Origin of the sequence: Gordonia jinhuaensis (assembly GCF_014639795.1) — a bacterium.
GTDB lineage: Bacteria > Actinomycetota > Actinomycetes > Mycobacteriales > Mycobacteriaceae > Gordonia_B > Gordonia_B jinhuaensis.
Window position 1 is genome coordinate 1 of the sequence record NZ_BMGC01000031.1, and the last position, 18461, is coordinate 18461.

The following is an 18461-nucleotide window of genomic DNA, read 5'->3' on the forward strand; positions in this document are numbered from 1 at the left end:
CAACGGCTGGAACGACCGCAAACACCCCTTCGTATGGACAAAAACCGCAGACGAAATCCTGAAGAAAGCTCAACCCAAAACGTATTAACGAAACGAGACACTAGGCCTCGACTACCTGAAATGAAGCGAGATAGACCTGGAGTATCTGACCTGGACCGGGACCTCGCAACCCCTTGACCCGCGCAGAGCCGCAGTTTATTGTCGAGCATACAAACTTGTTCGTCATACAAACACGGAGTCAGGGTGCCACCTCGTTCGCAGCAACGCGCAACGCGCACCGCGGGTAAGCAGACCCGCCTCGCTCTGCTGCGCGCCGCGGACGAGGTCTTCCGCGAGCAGGGCGAGACCGCGTCGGTTGCGCAGATCTGCGAGCGGGCCGGAGCCTTCCCCAACCAGGTCACCTATTACTTCGGTTCCAAGGAGCAACTCTTCGTCGAGGTCGCGTGCGCGGCGGTCCTGCGTGCGGGACGCCATGCCGAAGAGTCGGCCGAAACCACCGAGACCGTGCGCGAGTACGCACAGACACTGGTGGCCACACTACTCGGACCGGAGCTCCGCGGCGTCGAGATGTTCACGACCGCAATGCTCTTGGTGTCACGCCGAGATGATCTGCGTGAGCTCATCACCACCACACTGCGCACCCTGCACGAACGTGGTGAACAAGCGCTGATGAACAAACTGGTGCGCACCGGCTGGCAGTTGCGCGCCACGATCGACGTCGAGGCCAAAGCGTTCTGGTCGGCGATCTTCGGTCTCGCAGTGCAGAAGTCGGCGACCGACGACTCACTGGGCCCGTCGCTGACGGACTCTGTGACCGTGATCTTCGCCAATCTCGGTATCCCCGAACAAGTTCTCGACGCCAGTCTGCCCACCGACGCCACAGCGTGACACCGGCCGCCCCGGACCTCGTCACACAGACCCCACATCACAACGAATCCACACACCACAACGAAGAGGTCTCTCGTGGATATGCTCACCGCATTCGACAGCTCAGCATCAAAGTTCCCGACCAAGAATGTCCTCGTCACAGGTGACGGCGAATCCCTCACCTACGAGAACCTCGTAGACCTGAGCCGTCGCGCAGCGACCGCATTCGCTGCGGCAGGTGTCGGCGAGGGCGATCGCGTGGCGCTCATGTGCTACAACACAACGGGTTTCGTGATCGCGGTGCTCGGCGCGTGGCGTGTGGGTGCAACGATCGTCCCGATCAATCACAAGCTGGCCCCGCCAGAGGTCGCACAGATCATCGGGCATTCAGGATCGTCGCTGGTGGTGATCGACGGTTCGCTGCACGCATGTGTCGAGGGCATCGACATCGCCACCATGACCACCGACACCCCGGTGCCCGGAACACCGCATCTGGAGGAGGCGATCGCCGCCGCAGAACCTCTGGCGGTCTCCGATCAGGCACACCTCGACGACAACTCGATCGCCGAGATCCTCTACACCTCGGGCACCACCGGACTGCCGAAGGGCTGTGTGCACACCCACCGTACGGTCACGCTCACCGCGATGACCGCGGTGATCGGCTTGTCGATGACACGCGATGAACGACTCCTGATGAGCGTGCCGATCTGGCACGCCTCGCCGCTGAACAACTGGCTTCTCGGCACCCTGTACGTGGGTGGAACCGTCGTGCTGGAGCGCGAGTATCACCCGGTCGCATTTCTCAAGACTGCTGCTGCGCAACGGATCACGCTGTGCTTCGGGCCACCGGTCATCTACACGACGGCACTGAACTCGGTACCCGACTTCGCCGACTACGATCTGTCGTCGGCGCGCGCGTGGCTGTACGGCGGCGGGCCGATCGGCCCCGAGGTGGCACAACGACTCGCGGCCGGATACCGCAGCGACAACTTCTTCCAGGTGTACGGCATGACCGAGACCGGCCCGGTCGGCTCGGTTCTCTACCCCGACGAACAGGTGAGCAAAGCGGGTTCGATCGGGCGAGTGGGTCTCCCGGGCGTCGACGTGCGGGTTGTCACCGCGAACGGCGAGCAGGCATATGTCAACCAGGTCGGCGAGATCTGGATTCGCAGCGCCACCACCATGATCGGCTACCTCGACGATCCGGAGGCCACCCGCGCTGCGATCGACACCGACGGGTGGTACCACACCGGTGACCTCGCGCGTGTCGACGACGACGGCTACCTGTTCATCGTGGATCGCACCAAGGACATGATCATCACCGGCGGCGAGAACGTGTACTCCAAGGAGGTGGAGGATGCGCTCACCGCACATCCCGCAATCGCCGATGCCGCCGTCGTCGGACGTCCGCACCCGGAGTGGGGTCAGACGGTGATCGCACACATCGTCCGCATCGACGGCAGAGACGAGGTCCCCGACGACCTCAAGGACTTCCTGGGTGATCGTCTCGCACGCTACAAGATCCCCCGCGAATTTCATGTCGCACAATCACTTCCGCGAACACCGACGGGGAAGATCCAGAAACATCTGATCAACCGATCCGAACTGCCGGCCGCCGAACTGTCGACCACAGCCTGAGTACCAGCGTCACCACGTCCGAGAAGGGACCTTCCCATGACTTCCACCACCCCGACCACACATCCGCAACCGCACGTGACCCACACCGTGTTCAATCAGTCCGCCCCGCGCACCGACGTCAACGAGTACGAACTCAACACCGTGCTCGTCGAAGCGGTCAACCGTCACAACGCCGGTTGGGCCACAGACGAACTCCGCGAGGTCGGCGCGCTGGTGGGCACCGAGCAGTTCCAGCACGATGCCAAGCTCGCCAACACGATCACCCCGGAACTGCACACCTTCGACCGCTGGGGCAACCGGATCGACGAGGTCGAATACCACCCGAGCTATCACCGCATCATCGCCGCCGCCGTGGAACACGGCGCGCACACCCGGTGCTGGGCCGATCCGCAGCCCGGTTCGCATGTGGCCCGCGCCGCGATCTTCATGCTCTTCGGTCAGATCGAGCCCGGCCACGCATGCCCGGTGTCGATGACCCATGCGGTGATCCCGTCACTGGAGATGCAGCCCGACGTCGCCGCCCAGTGGGTTCCGAAGGCCTTGTCGCGCAGCTACTCCCCCGACCTGTCGGCCGACAAGTCCTCGGCGATCTTCGGGATGTCCATGACCGAGAAGCAGGGCGGCTCCGACGTCCGCGCCAACACCACCGTCGCCCGACCAGTCGGCGCGGGCGGCCCCGGCGCCGAGTACCTGCTGACCGGGCACAAGTGGTTCTGCTCGGCACCGATGTCGGACGCCTTCCTCGTGCTGGCCCAAGCCGAAGGGCCAGGCGGCGAAGGGCTCTCGTGCTTCCTGCTGCCCCGCGTTCTGCCCGACGGCACCCGCAACGTCTTCCGAATCCAGCGCCTGAAGAACAAACTCGGCAACAAGTCCAACGCGTCGAGTGAGATCGAACTCGACGGCACCGTCGCGCTGATGGTGGGTGGGCCGGGCCGCGGTGTGCGGACGATCATCGAGATGGTGTCGCAGACCCGCCTGGACTGTGTCCTGGGCAGCACCGCGGGAATGCGCCAGTCGGTGGCCGAGGCCGTGTGGCATGCGCGCCACCGGGCTGCGTTCGGGGCCACATTGGCCGATCAGCCCGCCATGACAGCCGTTCTCGCCGATCTCGCACTGGAATCCGAGGCGGCCACCGTGACCGCGATGCGCCTGGCTCGCGCCCACGACGAGGATGCGAGCGATCAGGAACGCGCCTTCCGTCGACTGGCCACCGCAGTCGCCAAATACTGGATCTGCAAGCGCGGTCCGCATCACTCCTATGAGTCCCTGGAATGCCTCGGCGGAAACGGCTACACCGAGGATTTCCCGCTGGCCATGCGCTACCGCGAACAGCCCGTGATGGCCGTGTGGGAGGGCTCGGGCAATGTCATCGCCCTCGACGTGCTGCGCGCGATGACCCGGGAACCGGAATCCGTGGCCGCATTCGACGCCGAGGTCAACCTGGCACGCGGCGTCGACCCGGTACTCGACGCCCACCTCGACCGCGTCCGCACCCAGCTCCGAGAGCTGGCAGGACTCGATCCGGCCGCAGCCCAGCGTCGGGCGCGTCGCGTGGTGGAGTCGATGGCGTTGGCACTCGAAGCCTCACTGCTGGTTCGGTTCTCACCGTCGGCGATCTCGGGCGCATTCATCGCCGCCCGACTGGGCGACGATCGTGGAGCCGAGTACGGGACGCTGCCCGTGGGCGCCGACCTCACCGCCATCCTGCAACGCCACTGAACCCGATAGCCCCATAGGCGCCGCGTGCGTGGGTGAGAGCGGTAGAAGCCCTCTCACCCACGCACGAGCGCGGCGACCAGCCGGGGCAGGTCGGTGAAGGGACCGGGAAAGAACTCGTCGTTGACGAAGAACGCGGGTGTGCCGTTCACACCGCTGCGCAGACCGGTGTTGATGTCATGCTGGATGTCGCCGATGAATTCATCAGAATCCAGCGCGGTCGACAATCCGCTCTCGTCGAGGCCGAGTTCGCCGACCAGCGCAGTGTAGTAGTCGTTCCCGAGGCGATCCTGATGTTCGTACAGCGCGTCGTGTGCGGCCCAGAACCGGCCGCCGCGCGCGGCGTACTCGGCCGTCTGCGCGGCCGACAGCGCCTGATCGTGGATCTCGGGGATCGGGAAGTTACGGAAGCAGAATCGGATCTGGTCGCCGTACTCGCGCTGGAGGTCCTTGATGATCGGATACGCCTGGCCACAGTAGGAACACTGGTAGTCGCCGTACTCCACGATCGTCAGCGGCGCATCGTCGGCGCCCTGGACGTGATCATCGGGCCCCACCGGCTCGGTCAGCGCCATGATTTGTCTCCCAACGGTTTTCGGTGTCACTCGGTTCTGCACGACAGATATGTCACACAGGTCTAGATCGCAGCTCTATGTCGCAGACTTCTTCAGTTCGTCGAGCGCATCGAGAACCCCGTTCACACCGGGATTGATTGCCACCGGCGACAGATAGCTCCAGGAGATGACGCCGTCGCCGTCGATCACGAACAGCGATCGCTTCGACGAGCCGGACTTCTCGTCATAGGAGCCATAGAGTTTCGAGACCTCACCTTTGGGGTGGTAGTCCGACAGGAGATCGAACTCCAGCTTGCGTGACTGCCGATATGCCTGGTGACTCCAGGTGCTGTCGACCGAGATGCCCAGCAGCACTGCGTGATACTCGCTCAGCAGCGGCAGCGACTGGTTGAACACCGCCAACTCGTCACCACACACCGAACTCCAGTCGGCCGGGTAGAACACCAGGACCACCGGATTGCCACGCAATTCCGACAGCGTCAACGTCTGATCGGGCGTCGCAGGCAGGGTGAAGTCGGGAGCCGGTGTGCCCGCCGACAGGATCGAATCCGGCGCGGCGGAGGTGTCGGTCTGAGTCATGAACCCCATCGTAGGCAGCCCATCCGGAGGCGACGCCCGAAAAATCCGAGGCGCCCGATTCGACCCTCATTTCGCAGCCGCGGAAGGGCGGGGGCTTGTGGGACCTCAGTGCGCTTCTTCGGTGTTGTGCGAGTTGGTCAGCGCCAAGGCGCCACCACCGGCGACGAGCGCAACGATCACCGCGATCACGGTGTAGGCGACTCGCTCACCGTGGAAGAAGGTGTCGACGAAGGCCGAACTCCACACTCCGGTCGGCAACGACACGGCGACGAGAGCAGCGATGAAGGTGCCGATCACGGCGGTGCCGACGCTGGTACCGAGTTCCTGTGCGGTGTCGTTGAGAGCGGTACCCATCGACGTGCGGTTCTCGGGAACCGAATCCACCAGTGCGACCGCACAGATCGTCATCACAGTGCGCAGACCGATTGTCATCACCACCATCGAGATCGCGATCGCCAGATAGCCGTGGTAGACGCCCCACGCCATCCCTCCGACGCCCGCGGCGAGCAGGATCGCGCCGATGACACAGGCGATGCGGTGGCCGAACTTGGCGGCAAGCCACTCCGACAGCGGCGCGGCGAGCAACATGGTGGCGATCATCGGCAGGTTGGCCAGACCGGCCTTCATCGGACTCCAGCCGTAGGCGTACTGGAAGTGCAGGATCAGGCCGAACATCACGCTGGCCATCGCGATAGACGAACCGATCTGGGCGATCGCGGCACCGCTGACGGTGCCCTTACGGAACAGAGTCAAGTCGAGCATCGGTGCGGCGCTTCGGCGCTCATGCCAGACGAATGCCACGCCGGCGACCACTGCGCCCACGATCGAGGCGAGGGTGATCGGCGACGACCACCCGTGGTCGACGCCGCTGGTGAGCGACCAGCACGCCAGACCGATTGTGGCGATGCTCAGCAACGCACCGGGAATGTCGAGCCGGTCGTTGGTCAGATCCTCGCGGCGGTCGGACGCCACCCCGAACCAGATACCGATACCGGCGATCAACGCGATCGGAGCGTTCACCACGAGCAGCCATTCCCAGCGCACATGCGCCAGAGCGGTGCCGCCGAGGATCGGGCCGAGCACGAAGCCGGCCATGCCGACGACGATCATCACGGTCATCGCACGCATGCGCAGCTTCTTGTCGTCGAAAAGCCGGAACACCAGCGAGTTCGTGATCGGGGCCATCATCGCCGCCGCTACGCCAAGCGCGGCGCGCAACGCGATCAGTTCGCCGGTGCTGCTCACCAGCAGGACGAGCAGGCTCAGTAAACCGAAGGCGGCGAGGCCGACCATCAGCACCCGGCGCCGACCGAATCTGTCGGCCACCGAGCCCGCGGTCAGCAGCAGGCCGCCGAAGGTGAGCGAGTAGGCGCTGGTGATCCACTGCAGTGCGGTGGTACTGCTGCCGAGGTCGCGGCCGATGGTCGGCAGCGCGATCGACAGCAGCGTGTTGTCGACCATCTCGACGAAGAAGGCCAGACACAGGGCAGCGAGCGGGACGGCCGCGGCGGCGAGGGATGTGTAGGTGTGGCGCGATGTGCCGGTGTGCGCCGAGTCGGCAGTCGAGACTGCGGTGTCGACTGCCTCGGCGGCGGTGTCCGCGCGATCGGTGGTGGCCATGGGGCACCTCCTCAGGTCAGGGAAAGGGATTGACCTGAATCTATGAAGTCGCGCTTACATCCCACTGACATCGACTGTCATCGCCTCACACCAGGTGACAGCGGCGCGCGAAGGCCCTCTCTCAGCGCACCGACCGAGTCGCCGGTGCTCAGTTGACGCAGGCCACGCCATCGATGCTCGTGAGCATCCCGCCCTGATCCGGCGCCGGGCCGTTCGAGTCGGTGAGCGGCATGCCGGAATCACCGGTGGCCGCGTCGGAGCTGGTTGCGTCGGAGCTGGACGAATCAGAGGCCGACACCGACTCCGCCGAGTCGCCTGAGTCGCTGCTCGATGCCGGTGCGGCCACGGCCGGACGCATCCCAAAGGCCGTCTGGACCTGCGCCTTGATCGCGTCGGGGTCGACGATGTTGACGTCCTGGCCGTCGAAGGTGTCGTACCGCACCACCGGCAGCGTCCGGAAACTGATCGGCTGGCCGGTGAGCGAACTCATCTCCTGCGCCCAGTCGAGCAGATTCCAGCCCGACGACAGCACCACATCCTGCTGCAGCGCCGAGATCAGCTTCTGCAGTTTCGACACGTTGGTGAGCGTCCCCGACGACTGCAGCTCGTGCATCACCGACAGCAGGAAGGCCTGCTGCCGGTGGGTCCGGTCGAGGTCACCGTTGTCGAGCCCGTGGCGCTGGCGCACGAACGCCAGTGCCTGGGAGGCGTTGAGCGTGTGAACACCGGCGCTGAACCGCGCACCGGAGTACTCCGAGTCGTCGACGGAATGTTTGAGGCACACCTTGACCCCGCCCAGCGCCTTGGCGATGTCGTAGAACCCCACCAGGCTCACCTCGGCGAACCGGTCGATCGGGACGCCGGTCAACTTCTCGACAGTGGCGATCGTCTGCTCACGACCCGCCTCACGGCCACGCTCCTCGAGTTCGGCCGGATCGGTGATGCCCTCGTTTACCAGCTGATCCTCGACCTGCGCCTTCTTGCGGCCGTAGGCCTCCTTGATCTTGGCCTCGTCGACATCGAGTCCGTCCATCTGCACCAGATCGTCGCGGGGAATCGAGAACGCGGTGACCGACTTCCGGTCGGCGGCCACATGCACCAGGATCAGCGTGTTGGTGTTGTAACCGCCCTCGTCGCCGTCACCGGCGTGCAGCTGTCGCAGGATCGAGTCCGGCAGGTTGTTGCCGTTGCGGTCCTTACGGGTGTCCAGGCCCATCAGCAGAATGTTCTCGGCGCCGTCGCTGGAATGCGGGGATTTCGACAAGGCGTCGGAATGGGTGAAGCCATCGGAGAAGATCTTCGACGTCGACCAGCCCGCCCCGGTGATGAGCAGTGCGACCACAGCGCCGACGACCATCACGGTCCGGCCCGTGCGTACCGCCATCACGTGATGGCGCGGCTCGGTCCCGGTGGTGGTACGTCCGGTGCGTGCACGCGGACCGGAATGTCTACTGGGCGAGGTGCGGCCAGGGGAGCTCGCGCGGCGGCTGCCGCTCGCATGCCGGGCACCGGCCTGTTCGGTGACCGCATGTCCGGTGGTGTGCGGCGTGCGCAGGTCGAGGACCTCACCTCCGGCCTCGATGCGACGACGAAGCGACTCACCCGCTCTCACCCGCCCCATCTGCACAACCGACAAGACTCCACAATCTTCGCAAGCTACGCAAGGTGAGGTTGCTGACCTGCACAGACGCGGCACTCATTGCGGACAGACAGACCGTTCACAGCGACTTTCCAGCAAGCGCTGCCACGGTGGATTTCGCCGGTCAGCAGCAGAGGCGGCGAGGAAATCGTTGCCCCGGGTAAACTGTGGGTGAAATATGCCTGGCGGGGTGTCCTCCTCCGGGCGTCACCACCTGACAGCCGAGACCACCTGACAGCCGAGCTGTCGGGGACACACGACCGATGCCGCGGGCCGGCGCACAGCCGAGACCATCGACTCCGGAAGCGAACAGCCATCACCACCAAGACGATCACCGCCGTTGCGCAGGCCTCGCAGCGAGCGCGCACCACCGCGCGTGCTCATCTGTATCAGGCCGATTTCGTGCGCGGTACCACTTTTCTCGCCGTCATCTTCACCCACACGCTGGCGGCGACCACCGACGTACACCTCAACGTGGCGTCGAATGTGCTGGCGATGTTCTTCCACTTCAGTCGCAACACCTTCTTTTTCCTGACCGGCTTCGTACTCACCTACGCCAACTTCTCCAAGTCGGGGTTCTCGGCACGCACGTTCTGGCCCAAGCGACTCAAGCTGATCGTCATCCCCTATGTGCTGTGGTCGTTCATCTACTGGGTGTACCGATTCGGCACCGAGGGCCGTCTCACCGCAGTACCCACGAGCCTCGACGACTACTGGAACGATCTGAGCCGCGGCGTCGCAGCCCCGCACATGTACTTCCTGCTGGTGATGATCCAGGTCTATCTGCTGTTCCCGGCCCTGCTGTGGGTGCTGCGCAAGACCACCGGCCACCACCGGATCGTGTTCGCGGTGAGCCTGGCCCTGCAGGTCGCCATCGTCGCGACGCTCACCTACTACCACCCGAGCAGCCCCTGGCTGGCCGCACATTGGTGGCAGGCGTTCACCACCTTCATCCCGTATCAGCTGTTCGTGGTGCTCGGTGCCCTGGTGGCGATCCACCGCGACGAGTTCGCCGACCGGGTCCGTGGGCGCGGCTTCTGGATCTTCGCCGCACTACTCGCCTCGAGCGCACTCGCCTGGGGCGGATTCGCCCACCGCGTGTACCGCGGGACATCGCCACTGGACTCGTCGGCGGCATTCCAGCCCACACTGCTGCCGTTCCTGGTGATCGCGGCGCTGAGTCTCTACACCCTCGGGGTCTGGTGGGCCGACCGCCGCGATGCGCGCTCGGTGAGCGCGCGGGTCATCGACCACACCTCGAACCGGTCGTTCGGCATCTTCCTGTCACACATGTTGGTGTTGAACCTGCTGATGTACGTCACGGTCGACAACGTCCCGTGGATCATCCGCGGCGTCGACGCCCCGTGGGCGACGCTACTGGTGTTCGTCGCGGTGGTGCCGCTGACACTGGCACTCCTGGAGGTCCTGCGGCGACTGCCCGGCTCGCTCTACCTCACCGGTCGTCCGCGACTCCCCGTTCCCGGGGTGGCCACGGTGGTGGCGAAATGGCGCACACACCGCGCCGAGGCATCCGGCGAACTCGACGCCGACCCGACCGACAGTGCCGCCTGACGTTCATCCGATCGAGGTGAGCATCGCCTTCGGCGCGGCGAGTAGGGCCTCTCGAATGTGGTTGCGGGCCAATGACCAGGTGCTGCATTCGCAGTCCGCGCGCACCGCAGTGGCATCGATACCGGCGACTCGACACAGCGCCACCGCCCGACGAGTGTGGAAATCCTGGGTGACGAGCAGCGCGCGCTCGACGCCGTAGACGTCTCGTGCGCGCCGACAGGTGTCGGCGGTGTCGAAACCACGCGGGTCGACGGAAATCGATGTCGCGGGAATTCCCTTCGCGCGGAGGTAGGCCGACATCACCGCCACCTCATCACCCACCGGCGAGAACCCGTTTCCCGACATGAGCAGGTGGCGAACCCGGCCGCTGCGGTAGAGCTGCTCTGCGGTGTCGAGCCGACCGCGGACATAGGACAGCGGCTGACCGTCGCGCACCATCGACCCGAACACGATGGCCACCGGGGCGCTCGGCGCGTCGTCGACATCGGTCACGCGGCCCGCTGATCTCGCGAGTAGCCAGGTAGCCGACACCGTGACCGTCAGCTCGACCACCACGATGACCGCGATCACCACCGCGCCGACAACCACCCGCACGGCGGCGGCTGGTCGCGAGTCCACAGTCCGCACCGGGCGAACGCTACCGTCCGGTCCGCTTTCCCTGCGTTTTCTCAGCATTCCCCCAGCGCCGCCACGGCCACGCCGTCGACGCTGGTTGTCATGAACGAGACCTCGTTGCGACCAGCGCTGATCGACGCCGTGCCCGGTGATCGCGGATGGCGGGTCGCGCTCGCCGCGACCTCGGCACTCGGCGCACTCGCGGCGGTGGTGTCGATTCTGCTGCTGCATCTGGTCGCCGGAGCGGGGTATCACCGATACCCCGCTGGCTCTCACCTGGCAGATCACCGCCCTGGTCACCGCAGGTCTGCTCTGCCTGATCGGCGTGACGACGCTGCTCGGCGAACACAACAGTCGGCTCGATCGGGTCGGCGCACTGGCCGCACGCCTGGCGGCTGCGGCGATCTCGGCCGTTTCGGTGTGGACTGTCGCCACCGAGTTCTCCTCGTCGGGTTCGGCCGTCACCGCGGTGGCCTGCGTCGCACTACCTGCCGCCACATGGCTGTGGTGGATTGCCTCGACCCTCTCCCGCGGCCACGATCGCCACAGCGACGTCGCGGACGATCCGCACTCTCACTGAGATCTGGGCTCACCGATCTGGGCTCACCGATGGGTGGTCCGCATACGTGGGCCACATCACCTCGATCTGACTGGCTAGTAAGTTACCCGCCAGTAGTATTGTCGCAACCGTCGATGCCGACCACCGACGCCTGATCGCCCCGCCGATCAGGCGTCCTGGTCGGTTTGTTAGGTCAGCCTTGGCAGCGCATCACCACTGCCTGCCTTTACGGTTACGTGTAGTACGACTGACCCTGCGCGCGTCAGCCCGGCGCAGCGAGGTTCGGCGATCAATAGAGAGGGGCCGTGACGCCGTGAATGCCACGACGATCACCATCGGCACTATTGCCGCGGTCATGAGCGTGTTCTGCTGGTTGCTGTTCCTGCGCGGCGTGGGGACGATGATCCGCGACATCGCCCAGGGCCAAAAGGTCGACAGCTCTCGCTTCTGGCCGTTCTTCCCCCGGTTGTGGACGATGCTCAAGGAGTTCGTCGCCCACACCAGGATGGTCAAGTTCCGCACGGTCGGCTGGGCGCACTGGCTGGTGATGTTCGGCTTCCTGATCGGCGCGATCTTCTGGTTCGAGGCCTACGGCCAGATCTTCGATCCCGACTTCCACTGGCCGGTCATCGGCGCATGGAAGATCTACATCTTCGCCGACGAGGTCCTCGGGCTGGGCACTGTCATCGGCATCCTCGTCCTGATGACCATCCGCCAGCTCAACCACCCGCGGGTGCCCGAGCGGCTGTCACGATTCTCCGGCTCGCGTTTCAGTGCGGCCTACTTCGTGGAATGGGTCGTGCTGCTCGAGGGTCTGGGCATGGTCTTCGTGAAGACCTTCAAGATTTCGTCGGGGCTGGAGAACCCGCCCATCTGGACCTCGTTCTTCACCCATTACTTCGCCCAGCTGTTCACCGGTTCCTCGGAGTACTGGGTCACCGGCGCCGCCGTGATCAAGCTGATGAGCGGCATGGTGTGGCTGGCCGTGGTCGGCAGCAACATCAACTGGGGTGTTGCCTGGCACCGCTTCGCCGCCTTCTTCAACATCTACTTCAAGCGCGACCCGAAGGGCGGCGTCGCCCTCGGTGCGGCCAAGCCGATGATGAGCAACGGCGTGGTGCTCGACATGGAGACCGCCGACCCCGATGTCGACGCCTTCGGCGCGGGCAAGGTCGAGGACTTCACCTGGAAGGGCTGGCTGGACTTCACCACCTGCACCGAATGTGGACGCTGCCAGAGTCAGTGCCCGGCCTGGAACACCGGTAAACCGTTGAGCCCCAAGCTGCTCATCATGTCGCTGCGCGACCACGCACAGGCCAAGGCGCCGTATCTGATCGCGGGCGGCCGCAAGGACATGGGCGGCGACGAGGTGGGCCTGGTCGACGCCGACGGCAATGTCGACGAGGCGAAGCTCGCCAAGATCCCCGAATCCGCACGCGCCGAAGCCGACCGGTCGCTGGTCGGTGCGAGCGCGGGAACCGGTGAGATCGACGGTGAACTCGGTGCCGTCATCGACACCGAGACGCTGTGGAGCTGCACCACCTGCGGCGCTTGTGTAGAGCAGTGCCCGGTCGACATCGAGCATGTCGACCACATCATCGACATGCGCCGCTACCAGGTGCTCATCGAGTCGGAGTTCCCGACCGAGCTGGCCGGCATGTTCAAGAACCTCGAGAACAAGGGCAACCCCTGGGGTCAGAACGCCTCGGCACGGACCAACTGGATCGACGAGATGGATATCGAGATCCCGGTGTTCGGCCAGGACGTGGAGACCTTCGAGGGCTTCGAGTACCTCTTCTGGGTCGGTTGTGCCGGCGCATACGAGGATCGCGCGAAGAAGACCACCAAGGCCGTCGCCGAGCTTCTCGACATCGCCGCGGTGAACTTCATGGTCCTCGGCGAGGGCGAGACCTGTACCGGTGACTCAGCTCGCCGCGCGGGCAACGAGTTCCTGTTCCAGATGCTCGCCCAGCAGAACATCGAGACGATCAACGAGGTCTTCGCCACCGCACCCGCGGCGCGCAAGAAGGTCGTCGTCACCTGTGCGCATTGCTTCAACACGCTCAGCAACGAGTACCCGCAGCTCGGCGCCAAGTACGAGGTGGTTCACCACACGCAGCTGCTCAACCGGCTGGTGCGCGACAAGCGCCTGATCCCGGTCGCGCCGGTCGGCGGTGAGACCGTCACCTACCACGACCCGTGCTACCTGGGCCGCCACAACAAGGTCTACGACGCTCCGCGTGAGCTGATGGCCGCCGCGGGCTCGAACCTCAACGAGATGCCGCGTCATGCCTCGCGGTCCATGTGCTGCGGTGCCGGCGGTGCGCGCATGTGGATGGAAGAGAAGATCGGCAAGCGCATCAACATCGATCGCGTCGACGAGGCGCTGTCGACCCTCGAGTCGAGCCCGGCGGGTGAGACCACCCAGAAGGTGGCCACCGGCTGCCCGTTCTGCCGTGTGATGCTGACCGATGGCGTGACGGCTCAGACCTCGGGCACCGAGAACGAGGGCAAGGTCGAGGTCGTCGACGTCGCCCAGCTGCTGCTCGAGTCCGTCAAACGCGGCGCACCCGAGGTCACGCGAACCGGTCGCAACCTCGGCCCGCAGTCGCTGCACCTGTCGGCACCGTCGAGTGGCGGCGATGCCGCAACCGCGACAGCGGTGGCCGACGCCACGGCCACCGTCGCCTCCGCGCCGACCGAGTCTCGCCCGGAACCGGCATCGAGTTCCTCGGCTGCGGCAGCACCAGCGAAGCCCGCCGCCAAGGGATTCGGCATGGCCGGCGCCAAGCGTCCGGGTGGAGCAAAGAGCCCGAGCGCTGCGGCACCGGCTGCCGAGACCACGGCACCTGAGACCACAGCCGAACCCAAGGCCGCCGAACCGAAGGCTCCCGAGCCCAAGGCCAAGGGATTCGGTATGGGTGGCGCGAAGCGTCCGGGTGGGGCGAAGAAGCCGGGTACCGCGGCAGCGACCGCCTCGACTCCGGCTGCCGAGTCGGCCCCCGCCGACAGCGTAGCTACCGGGACGACAGCACCCGAGACCGCGGCTCCAGAACCGAAGGCCAAGGGATTCGGCATGGGCGGTGCCAAGCGTCCGGGCGCGGCCAAGAAGCCCAGTGCCGCGGCAGCACCGGCCACCGAACCGGCAGCTGCGGAATCAGCTTCTGCGACAACACCTGCCGCAGAGTCCACGGCTGCCGAGACCACGGCAACCGAGACCGCCGCACCCGAACCGAAGGCCCCCGAGCCAAAGGCCAAGGGATTCGGCATGGGTGCGGCCAAGCGTCCAGGTGCGGCGGCGAAGAAGCCCGCCGCGGCGACCACAGCACCGGCAGCTGAGACCGCCGAGGCGACTGCACCCGAGGCGACCCCGGCTCCCGAGGCGACGGTCACCGAGGCCCCGTCAGCGCCCGAAGCCACGGCTCCCGAACCCAAGGCTCCTGAGCCCAAGGCGAAGGGATTCGGCATGGGGTCGGCCAAGCGGCCGGGTGCGGTGGGTAAGGCCGCATCGGCCCCCGCTGCTGCCCCGGCTGCACCAGCCGAGGCCCCCGCGGCTGCGGCCCCCGCGCCGAAGGAATCTGCGCCCGAGGAATCCGCACCTGAGCCCAAGGCATCCGCGGCGTCCGTAGCATCCGAGGAGTCGACACCGACCCCTGCGAGTGACCGCACCGACGATGCCCGCACGATCACCGAGACCACAGCCTCCAAGGCCAAGGGATTCGGTATCGCCGCCGGAAAGAAGCGTCCCGGCCAGCGCTGAGGATTCCAGGAACGGATTCCAGGCAAGACGGTTCCACGCGCACGACGGTTCCAAGCGCAAGACGGGGCCCGTCCCGAGATCACTCGGGCCGGGCCCCGTCGGCGTCTGCGGGTCCGCGCCGAGCGGCCGCGGTACCGACCGGTGAAAACTCTGTTGCACCAGGCTGCGAGAATGCAATGTGTGAGTAGACCGCACGTTTCGCATGTGAACACCAACCTCAAGACCCTCGACCAGTCGGACAAGCTCCGCAATGTCTGTTACGAGATCCGTGGACCGGTGCACGAACATGCGGCGCGGCTGGAGTCCGAGGGCCACCGCATCCTCAAGCTCAACATCGGCAACCCGGCCCTGTTCGGCTTCGAGGCACCCGACGTGATCATGCGCGACATGATCCACGCACTCCCCTATTCGCAGGGATATTCGGAGTCCGCGGGTGTGCTGTCGGCGCGGCGCGCAGTGGTCACCCGGTACGAACTGACCGACTTCCCCTACTTCGACGTCGACGACGTGATCCTGGGCAACGGCGTGTCCGAGCTGATCACCATGACGATGCAGGCGTTGCTCAACAACGGCGACGAGGTGCTGATCCCCTCCCCCGATTACCCGCTGTGGACAGCCATGACGAGTCTGTCGGGCGGGAAGCCGGTGTACTACCGCTGCGACGAGGACAACGACTGGAACCCTGATCTGGACGATCTCGCCTCCAGGATCACTCCGCGCACCAAGGCGATCGTCGTCATCAACCCGAACAACCCCACGGGCAGCGTCTACTCACGCGAGACCCTGGAGAAGATCGCCGAGGTCGCCCGCGAGCACTCGCTGCTGCTGCTCGCCGATGAGATCTACGACAAGATCCTCTACGACGACGCCGAGCACATCAGCCTCGCTTCGGTGGCACCGGATCTGCTGTGCATAACCTTCAACGGCCTGTCGAAGGCCTACCGCGTCTGCGGCTACCGCTCGGGCTGGCTGATCCTCACCGGACCGAAGGACCACGCGAAGGGCTTCATCGAAGGGCTCGGCGTGCTCGCCTCCACCCGCCTGTGCGCGAACGTTCCCGCACAGCACGCGATCCAGGTGGCGCTGGGCGGATACCAGAGCATCGACGATCTCACCCATCCGGGTGGCCGGCTCTACGAGCAGCGCAACACCGCCTGGGAGATGCTCAACGAGATCCCCGGGGTGAGCTGCGTGAAGCCACAGGGCGCCCTCTATGCCTTCCCGCGACTGGACCCCGAGGTCCACGAGATCCACAACGACGAGCAGTTCGTCCAGGATCTGCTGCTCCAGGAGAAGATCCTGGTCACCCAGGGCACCGGGTTCAACTGGCCCGCGCCCGACCATTTCCGGATCGTCACCCTGCCCTGGTCGCGCGATCTGGCGGTCGCGGTGGAGCGCATCGGCAACTTCCTGTCGAGCTATCGGCAGTGAACCCTATTGTCAGTGAGCCACTGAACGATCCCGCCCGAACTATCTGTAACCGCGAGTCTTGATTTATATGTGACCGCTGGTAACGTCATGCGGCATGAGCCGTTCCCGACAGAGTGCTGGGCAGCCCGCGCAAGAGCCGCGGTGGCGTGAGTTCACCGTCACCCGAGACGGCGTCCGCCTGGCGGCCTACGAGTTGGGCGACCGCTCGGCACCCACCGTGGTCCTCGTGCACGGGTGGCCCGACACGCACCACCTGTGGACGCATGTTGCCCCGACACTCGCCGAGCGCTACCACGTGGTCGCCTATGACACCCGCGGCTACGGCGCGAGCGACAAACCGGCCGGCGTGCACCCGTACCGGCTCGAGGAGTGCGCGGCAGATCTGTTCGCGGTCGCCGAGGCGGCCGATCCGTCACGCCCCGTGCACCTGGTCGGTCACGACTGGGGCTCGGTCCAGGCGTGGGAAGCCGTCACGATGCCCGGGTCCACCGAGCGGTTCGCCTCGTTCACCTCGGTGTCGGGACCGAGCCTCGACCAGCTGGGCGCCTGGGTTCACGACCGGCTCACCCATCCGACCCCGACATCGGTGAAACAGGCGTTGTCGCAGGCGGTCTCATCGGCCTACACGGCGCTCTTCCAGATCCCCGTGCTACCCAAGATCGTCCTTCTGCCGCTGAGTACCCGTCGGAGCTGGTCGGCATTTCTGCACGCGGTCGAGGGAACGCCGGTCGAGAACGTGACGGTGGCGCCAAGCCTGCGCGCGGACATGTGGTCGGGACTTCGCTTCTACCGCGCCAACATCCGCCGCAAGCTCGCCCATCCGAACCCCACGAGCACCTCGGTTCCCGTGTTCCAGGTGGTCAACACCCGTGACATCGCGTTGCGTCCAGCCATCTACTCCGACACAGCGGACTACGCGGATCGCCTGTGGCGCAAGGATTGTGTCAGTGGACACTGGCTTCCCTACACCAATCCCGACTACCTTGCCTCGGTCGCCGGCCAGTTCATCGACTCCGTCGAGACCACAACGCCGTCACCACTGATAGACCGGTCGCGGCGCCGCGGACCGGCCAAGGCCTTCGACGGCACACTGAGCGTCGTCACCGGCGCCGCGAGCGGCATCGGACGCGAGACCGCCCTGCTGTTGGCCGCCAACGGATCCGAGGTGGTGGTCGCCGACATCGACGCCGACGGCGCGCAGGAGACCGCGACGGCGATCAAGGAACGTGGCGGGATCGGACACGCGTACCCCCTCGACGTGTCCGATCCCGCCGCCCTCGCCGCATTCGCCGCAGATGTCGCGACCACTCACGGTGTCGCCGACATCGTGGTCAACAACGCCGGAATCGGCCTGGGCGGAGCAAGTCTCGACGCCACCGACGATCAGATTCGACGTCTCGTCGACATCAACCTGATCGGCGTGATGACCGGCAGCCGCGAGTTCGGGCGCCAGATGGTGCGCCAGGGCATCGGCGGACACATCGTGAACCTCGCCTCGGCGGCCGCGTTCACCCCGCAGCGAGGCCTGGGCGCCTACGCCGCGACGAAGGCCGGCGTACTGCTGTTCTCCGAGTCGCTGCGCGCCGAGCTCGCCTCCGACCACATCGGCGTCACGGCCATCTGCCCGGGGATCGTCGACACCAACATCATCTCGGCCACCGAACTGACCGGACTGTCGGAGTCCGAACAAGCCGCCGCACGCGCCCGGATCGACCGCGCCTATCAGCGCCGCGGTTACACACCCGACAAGGTCGCGGCCGCGATCGTCGCCGCCATCGACGCCGACAAGGCCGTCGTCCCGGTGACCCCCGAAGCCGTCATCGGCTACCGGATCTACCGATTCACCCCGTGGTTGTCACGCCTGGGAGCCCGAGCGAAGGTGATGTGAGA

General features: G+C 65.8%; 13 protein-coding genes. 8 read left to right on the top strand and 5 right to left on the bottom strand.

The window, feature by feature from the left end:
• The first annotated feature begins 243 nt into the window (after positions 1-243).
• The 3 genes from IEW22_RS15890 to IEW22_RS15900 all read left to right on the top strand — a co-directional run bounded on the left by IEW22_RS15890 (position 244) and on the right by IEW22_RS15900 (position 4224).
• Positions 244-888 (top strand): TetR/AcrR family transcriptional regulator C-terminal domain-containing protein, encoded by a 645-nt coding sequence (locus IEW22_RS15890; protein WP_188587677.1) that lies wholly within the window; start codon positions 244-246, stop codon positions 886-888.
• A gap of 75 nt (positions 889-963) precedes the next feature.
• The gene (locus IEW22_RS15895) at positions 964-2505 is read left to right on the top strand and encodes a class I adenylate-forming enzyme family protein (RefSeq protein WP_188587679.1); all 1542 of its coding nucleotides are present in this window, start codon (positions 964-966) and stop codon (positions 2503-2505) included.
• A gap of 36 nt (positions 2506-2541) precedes the next feature.
• Positions 2542-4224, top strand: a complete 1683-nt coding sequence (locus tag IEW22_RS15900; RefSeq protein WP_188587681.1) for an acyl-CoA dehydrogenase family protein — start codon at positions 2542-2544, stop codon at positions 4222-4224.
• 53 nt (positions 4225-4277) lie between these two features.
• Here the strand turns inward: IEW22_RS15900 and IEW22_RS15905 are convergent, their stop codons facing one another.
• From IEW22_RS15905 to IEW22_RS15920, 4 genes are all read right to left on the bottom strand, one after another.
• Complete coding sequence (locus IEW22_RS15905) at positions 4278-4796, bottom strand: DsbA family protein (RefSeq protein ID WP_188587683.1); 519 nt, start codon at positions 4794-4796, stop codon at positions 4278-4280.
• A 75-nt stretch (positions 4797-4871) separates the two neighbouring features.
• Positions 4872-5375, bottom strand: coding sequence for a redoxin domain-containing protein (locus IEW22_RS15910; RefSeq protein ID WP_229742794.1), 504 nt, complete (start codon positions 5373-5375; stop codon positions 4872-4874).
• 105 nt (positions 5376-5480) lie between these two features.
• Positions 5481-6995, bottom strand: coding sequence for an MFS transporter (locus IEW22_RS15915; RefSeq protein ID WP_188587687.1), 1515 nt, complete (start codon positions 6993-6995; stop codon positions 5481-5483).
• 148 nt (positions 6996-7143) lie between these two features.
• The gene (locus IEW22_RS15920; RefSeq protein ID WP_188587690.1) at positions 7144-8616 is read right to left on the bottom strand and encodes an LCP family protein; all 1473 of its coding nucleotides are present in this window, start codon (positions 8614-8616) and stop codon (positions 7144-7146) included.
• Positions 8617-9036: 420 nt separating this feature from the next.
• On the opposite strand from IEW22_RS15920, the gene IEW22_RS15925 reads away from it, so the two are divergent.
• Positions 9037-10206: an acyltransferase gene (locus IEW22_RS15925; protein WP_188587691.1), complete on the top strand. Its 1170-nt coding sequence runs from the start codon at positions 9037-9039 to the stop codon at positions 10204-10206.
• A 3-nt stretch (positions 10207-10209) separates the two neighbouring features.
• Here IEW22_RS15925 and IEW22_RS15930 read toward each other — a convergent pair whose 3' ends face one another.
• Positions 10210-10833, bottom strand: a complete 624-nt coding sequence (locus IEW22_RS15930; protein WP_308421409.1) for a SanA/YdcF family protein — start codon at positions 10831-10833, stop codon at positions 10210-10212.
• Positions 10834-10969: 136 nt separating this feature from the next.
• Here IEW22_RS15930 and IEW22_RS15935 point away from each other — a divergent pair, with 136 nt between their 5' ends.
• The 4 genes from IEW22_RS15935 to IEW22_RS15950 all read left to right on the top strand — a co-directional run bounded on the left by IEW22_RS15935 (position 10970) and on the right by IEW22_RS15950 (position 18459).
• Complete coding sequence (locus IEW22_RS15935) at positions 10970-11401, top strand: hypothetical protein (protein WP_188587695.1); 432 nt, start codon at positions 10970-10972, stop codon at positions 11399-11401.
• A gap of 292 nt (positions 11402-11693) precedes the next feature.
• The gene (locus IEW22_RS15940; protein WP_188587697.1) at positions 11694-15140 is read left to right on the top strand and encodes a (Fe-S)-binding protein; all 3447 of its coding nucleotides are present in this window, start codon (positions 11694-11696) and stop codon (positions 15138-15140) included.
• A gap of 180 nt (positions 15141-15320) precedes the next feature.
• Positions 15321-16571, top strand: coding sequence for a pyridoxal phosphate-dependent aminotransferase (locus IEW22_RS15945; protein ID WP_308421410.1), 1251 nt, complete (start codon positions 15321-15323; stop codon positions 16569-16571).
• Between the two features lie 94 nt (positions 16572-16665).
• Positions 16666-18459 (top strand): SDR family oxidoreductase, encoded by a 1794-nt coding sequence (locus IEW22_RS15950; protein ID WP_188587700.1) that lies wholly within the window; start codon positions 16666-16668, stop codon positions 18457-18459.
• Positions 18460-18461: the final 2 nt, after the last annotated feature.

Bases quoted from the DNA above. Each gene is read 5' to 3' on its own strand.
- IEW22_RS15900 (WP_188587681.1), top strand. From the start codon at position 2,542: ATGACTTCCACCACCCCGACCACACATCCGCAACCGCACGTGACCCAC.
- IEW22_RS15905 (WP_188587683.1), bottom strand. From the start codon at position 4,796: ATGGCGCTGACCGAGCCGGTGGGGCCCGATGATCACGTCCAGGGCGCC.
- IEW22_RS15910 (WP_229742794.1), bottom strand. From the start codon at position 5,375: ATGACTCAGACCGACACCTCCGCCGCGCCGGATTCGATCCTGTCGGCG.
- IEW22_RS15915 (WP_188587687.1), bottom strand. From the start codon at position 6,995: ATGGCCACCACCGATCGCGCGGACACCGCCGCCGAGGCAGTCGACACC.
- IEW22_RS15920 (WP_188587690.1), bottom strand. From the start codon at position 8,616: ATGGGGCGGGTGAGAGCGGGTGAGTCGCTTCGTCGTCGCATCGAGGCC.
- IEW22_RS15950 (WP_188587700.1), top strand. From the start codon at position 16,666: ATGAGCCGTTCCCGACAGAGTGCTGGGCAGCCCGCGCAAGAGCCGCGG.